We start from the raw sequence: 4,750 nt of genomic DNA, 5'->3' as shown, positions 1-4,750 counted from the left end.
GGCAACCGGCTTACATGCAATGCCGCGCGCAGGTCTGCCGCCTGCACACCGCCCCCAAAACAGGCCTGCGCCACCTGCTGCAAAGCCTCCCGCGCACCGGGACGATCCAGCCCCGCCAGCAAAGCCTGCGCCGCCTGCCGCCCCACCAAAGCCTTGCCATACACCGCCATATACATGGCCGCCTGCAAGGCTTCCGGCGTAGTGGCCTGCAAAAAACCCTCGATAAACGCCATATTGATGCTGCGGCTTAACCCGGCAGGAGCCAGCAGGGAGAGTGCGCACAGCTTTTGAGGCTTTTGCGCCAGCAGGCTTAAAGCCACGCCCCCTCCCAGCGAATGGCCCACAACATGCGCACAGGGAATAGCCAGCGCGTCGAGCAGCCCGGCTGTGACACGGGCAAAAGCCTCCAACGTGCCTTCCCCCACATTTTTGGAGGAGTCCCCATGCCCCGGCAGGTCAAACGCAATAACGGGCCGACTACGCGCCAACATGGGGCTGACAAGCTGCCAGCTTGCAAGACTGCCGCCAAAACCATGCACCAGCAGCAGCGGCCTGTGCGGGTACCCGGCCCCCTGATGCGCCATGCCGGAGAGTTTGACACACAGTTCATGCGCACCGACCTGCACACGGGTTACGCCATCGCGCATGCTCAACCGCCCCGCTCCGGGTTGCCCCACATGTTCAGTAGCCCCGCGCGGGGTCATAACGCAGGGGCACCAGCTCGCCGCGCTCAAGAGCGCGGATAGTCTGCACCACCTGTCTGGCACGCACAGGGCGCGAGGCTTCCGAGGCGATATGGGGCGTAATCATAACCCGTGGCGCGTGCCACAGGGGGGACTCAGGCGGAAGGGGTTCATGGTCGAACACATCCAGCACCGCACCATGCAGCACGCCATCTTCCAGCGCGCGCAGCAGGTCGGCTTCCACCACGATCGGGCCACGCGCCACATTGACCAGCCCAGAAGGCTGGCGTAGCTGCCCGAGCAGTTCATAAGTAATCAGCCCGCGTGTCTGCTCTGTTTCGGGCAACAGGCAGACCAGTACATGACATTCCGCCACGAACGCTGCGCGCTGGCTTTCACCCCAGAAGCAGCGCACATCGTCAATCCTGTGCTCGCTACGGCTCCAGCCCAGCACGCCAAACCCTGCGGCCGCCAGCCTGCGGGCGACAACTTCGCCCAGACTGCCCAGCCCCATAACGCCCACCTGCATATCCGACGAAAGCAGAGGCGCTCGCTCGCGGCGCACCCACTGCCCGGCCGCCTGCCCCGCTTGCCAGCGCGGTGCATCACGCAGGAGCGATAGCACGGCCCACAGCACGTAATCGGCCATCTGGCCGCGTGTCTGCTCCTCTCCCATACGGATCAGCGGAATACTGCGTGACCATGAGGGGTCGCACACGACATGCTCCACCCCGGCAGCCACACTCAGAATAGCGCGCAGGTTGGGCATGGCCGCCAACCGCCCCGGCTCGGGCTGCCAGACCAGTGCATAGTCAATATGCGCGGGGTCCAGCGTGGGGTCGTCCCACTCTCTGACCTCCAGCTCCGGCATGAGCTCGGCAAAAAGCGCCTTCCAGTGTGGAAAAACCCGGCTGCCACCTGCCCTCACCACCAGACATGTCATAATCCTGCTCCGCCTTTTCACCACCAGACCGTGCATGCCTGCCCGATCACCAGACAGCATGAATGACGTTTCTTTTAAACGCCAGTCTTCATCCGGCAGGGTAGGCAGGCACTGACAAGCTCAGTAATGTGACCGGGCGGCCTTCCATATTTCTGGAGATAATCAGTGCCTATCCGTTCAGCCCGTTCCTGTTTCCGCCACGCCCTGCTTGTCTCCCTTCTGGCGAGTGCCGCAAGCTCCCCGCGCATGCCCAGTCGGGGAACACCCCTGCGGCATCATCCAGTTCCCAGCCCGCACCCAGCCGGGCTCCAGCCGCCAAAGCCCCGTCTGCATCCGCTGCCACCTCGATTGCGGCAACCGAAAACCCGTTTGGCCCATGGGGCGTTGACCTTGCCGGGCGTGATCTGGCCGTGCAGCCGGGCAACAATTTTTTCCGCTATGCCAACGGCACCTATCTGGACCACCTGCATATTCCCGCGGACATGACGAGTTATGGCCCGTTCAATGCTCTGGCCGAGCTCTCCCGCGCGCGCGTTCGCAGTATTCTTGACGACCTATCCGCCCACCCTGTGCAGACACCGCGCACCACGGAAGAAAAACTGGGCACTTTCTACGCCTCCTTCATGGACACCGCCGCCATTGAAGCGCAGGGCACGCACCCTCTTCAGGCTGATCTGGATGCCGTACGCGCCATCCATGACATGAAGGACTTCGCGCGTCTGGCGGGCACATCGTCCAAAGGGTTCCAGTTCTCGCCGTTCTCACTGGGTATCAACCCGGATGCCAAAGACCCCACGCGCTACGCGCTCAATCTCGACCAGAGCGGGCTGGGCCTGCCCGACCGCGATTATTATCTGAAGCCCGAATTCGCCGCGAAGAAGAAGGACTATCAGACCTATATCGAAAAAGCCCTGACCCTCGCGGGCTGGTCCACCCCCGCCAGTGCTGCTGCGGCCATCATCACGCTGGAAACCCGGCTGGCCGAAACGCATTGGGCACGGGCCGACCTGCGTGACCCGCAGAAAACCTACAACCCCATGACACTGTCCGAGCTGGAAAGTCAGGCCCCCGGCTTTGAATGGGCCCTGTGGCTCCAGAGCGCTGATATTCCGCAGCAGAACATTGCCAGCCGCCCCCTTATCGTAGGCGAACCCTCCGCCATTACCGGCGAGGCCCGCGTGCTGTCTGCAACCAGCCCTGAGACGCTACAGGCGTGGATGGCGTTCCACCTTGTCGATTCCGCCACGGCTTCTCTGCCGGAAGCATTCGAGCAGGCACGTTTTGCATTTACCCGCTCCCTCACCGGCCAGCCCGAACTACCACCACGCTGGAAGCGGGGTGTCACCGCCACCAGCTCCGCCATGGGCATGGCGCTGGGCAAAGTTTATGTGCAGCGCTACTTCCCCCCCGAAAGCCGCGCCGCCATGCAGAAGCTGACAGGCGACCTCAAGGACGCGTTCCGCATCCGCCTGCGCAACAACACATGGATGAGTGGCCCCACGAAGGAAGCCGCCCTGCGCAAGCTTGAAAACTTTGAAATTCAGGTCGGCTACCCCAACACATGGCGCGACTACCGCAGCCTTGTGGTGCGCAAGGGCGATGTCTACGGCAATGCCCGCAACGCCATCGCCTATGAATGGCACTACTGGCTGGAACGGCTCGACCGCCCGGTTGACCGCAACGAATGGGACATGACGCCCCAGACCGTCAACGCCTACAACAACCCGCTTTTTGTGGAAGTCGTATTCCCCGCCGCCATTCTTCAGCCGCCCTTTTTCAACCCCAAGGCCGACCCGGCAGTCAATTACGGGGCTATTGGCGGGGTAATCGGGCATGAAATGACCCACTCCTTTGATGATGAAGGCCGCCAGTTTGACGAACATGGCCGCCTGAAGGACTGGTGGACGAAAGAAGACGCCGAACGCTTCCAGAAACTGGCCGACCGTCTGGGCGCGCAGTACGATGCCTTTGAGGTGCTGCCCGGCCTGCATGTGAACGGCAAGCTGACCATGGGCGAGAATATCGCCGATCTGGGCGGGCTGACCCTTGCTCTGGACGCCTATCACGCCTCGCTCGGTGGGAAAGAAGCCCCGGTCATTGACGGGCTGAGCGGAGACCAGCGGGTGTTCCTTGGCTGGGCGCAGGTCTGGCGTGAAAAACTGCGCGACGATACCGTGCGCCGCCTGATCGTGACTGACCCGCACTCTCCCCCGCAGGCGCGCGTGAACATTCCCATGCATAATATCGACTTCTGGTACGAAGCCTGGAAAGTGCAGCCGGGAGCGGCGCTCTACCTGCCACCCGAACAGCGCGTCAAGATCTGGTAACGCTTAACCCCCAAGACCTGCCCGCCCCTTGCCCCCCGCAACTTCCCTGTGGCACAGGGCTGGCAGCGGTGGCACAATACCGGGCGCGGGCAGGTGCGCCGCACAGACATCCCCTGCGGGATAACGGGAGAAAACCGGCGGTTCATGGTTTCTGATACGCATCGCCCCGCTTCCGCATCCGCGCGGAAGGAGCCCCGTCTCGTGCCGTCATCCGCACGGACTGACGCCGCCCCACCCCCTTCGGGCACATCAGCCATGGAGCATGACCCCCCGCATGACCAGCGGGCGCGGCTGCTCCCGCTCCTGCCTGTCATGCGCGTACCGGGCTGGGTGGTGCGGGGAACTTCTACCCCGCTGATCCGCAAGGAACGCTACGCGGAACCAACACTGGGGCCTGTGCTTGCAACCTCGCTGGGGGCGCATGCCCTGCTGCTGCTGGCCATCTGCTACAAGGCCGCAGCCAGCATGACCGGCTCCCCGGCATCTCCCCCCGCCCAACCTGTAGAAATGCTGTTCGATCAGGCGCCTGCCTCTTCCGGCATGGTCGGCCCTGCCTCGCCCGAGGCCGCGGGGGGCGATGCCGCCCATACCCCCGCGCAAAGCAGTAACACCCCTCCCCCTCCGGCGGAAGCTGAGGAAGGCCCCCAGCACAGCAATACCGAGCAGCCTTCATCCCCCCGCTGCCGCAGTCCAATGACGGGCTTTTGCGCGCGGAGGAAAAAACCCAGCATACGGCACCGGCCAAACCCGTAACCGGGCATAACGCCCAGCCGCGCCAGCCGCGCCGCCCGGCTCCG

Annotated in this window: 5 protein-coding genes; 2 read left to right on the top strand and 3 right to left on the bottom strand. The window is 63.7% G+C overall.

What is annotated here, in order from left to right; genetic code table 11:
* On the bottom strand, positions 1 to 677 hold a 677-nt coding region (locus tag JCM25143_RS14475; RefSeq protein WP_234395342.1), incomplete at its 3' end, for an alpha/beta fold hydrolase.
* 4 nt (positions 678 to 681) lie between these two features.
* Complete coding sequence (locus JCM25143_RS14470) at positions 682 to 1,686, bottom strand: 2-hydroxyacid dehydrogenase (RefSeq protein WP_234395341.1); 1,005 nt, start codon at positions 1,684 to 1,686, stop codon at positions 682 to 684.
* 68 nt (positions 1,687 to 1,754) lie between these two features.
* Here JCM25143_RS14470 and JCM25143_RS14465 point away from each other — a divergent pair, with 68 nt between their 5' ends.
* On the top strand, positions 1,755 to 3,953 hold the full coding sequence (locus JCM25143_RS14465) for a M13 family metallopeptidase (protein WP_025861742.1): 2,199 nt from the start codon (positions 1,755 to 1,757) through the stop codon (positions 3,951 to 3,953).
* A 3-nt stretch (positions 3,954 to 3,956) separates the two neighbouring features.
* Here the strand turns inward: JCM25143_RS14465 and JCM25143_RS22505 are convergent, their stop codons facing one another.
* A complete protein-coding gene (locus JCM25143_RS22505; protein WP_159101662.1) occupies positions 3,957 to 4,115 on the bottom strand; it encodes a hypothetical protein in 159 nt (52 codons plus the stop codon).
* 39 nt (positions 4,116 to 4,154) lie between these two features.
* Between JCM25143_RS22505 and JCM25143_RS20130 the strand changes: the two genes are divergently transcribed.
* Complete coding sequence (locus JCM25143_RS20130) at positions 4,155 to 4,706, top strand: hypothetical protein (protein ID WP_148300153.1); 552 nt, start codon at positions 4,155 to 4,157, stop codon at positions 4,704 to 4,706.
* Positions 4,707 to 4,750: the final 44 nt, after the last annotated feature.

Origin of the sequence: Acetobacter papayae JCM 25143, assembly GCF_000613285.1 — a bacterium.
GTDB lineage: Bacteria > Pseudomonadota > Alphaproteobacteria > Acetobacterales > Acetobacteraceae > Acetobacter > Acetobacter papayae.
The sequence above is the reverse complement of the archived record's forward strand: the minus strand, read 5'-3'. Positions and strand labels throughout refer to the sequence as shown.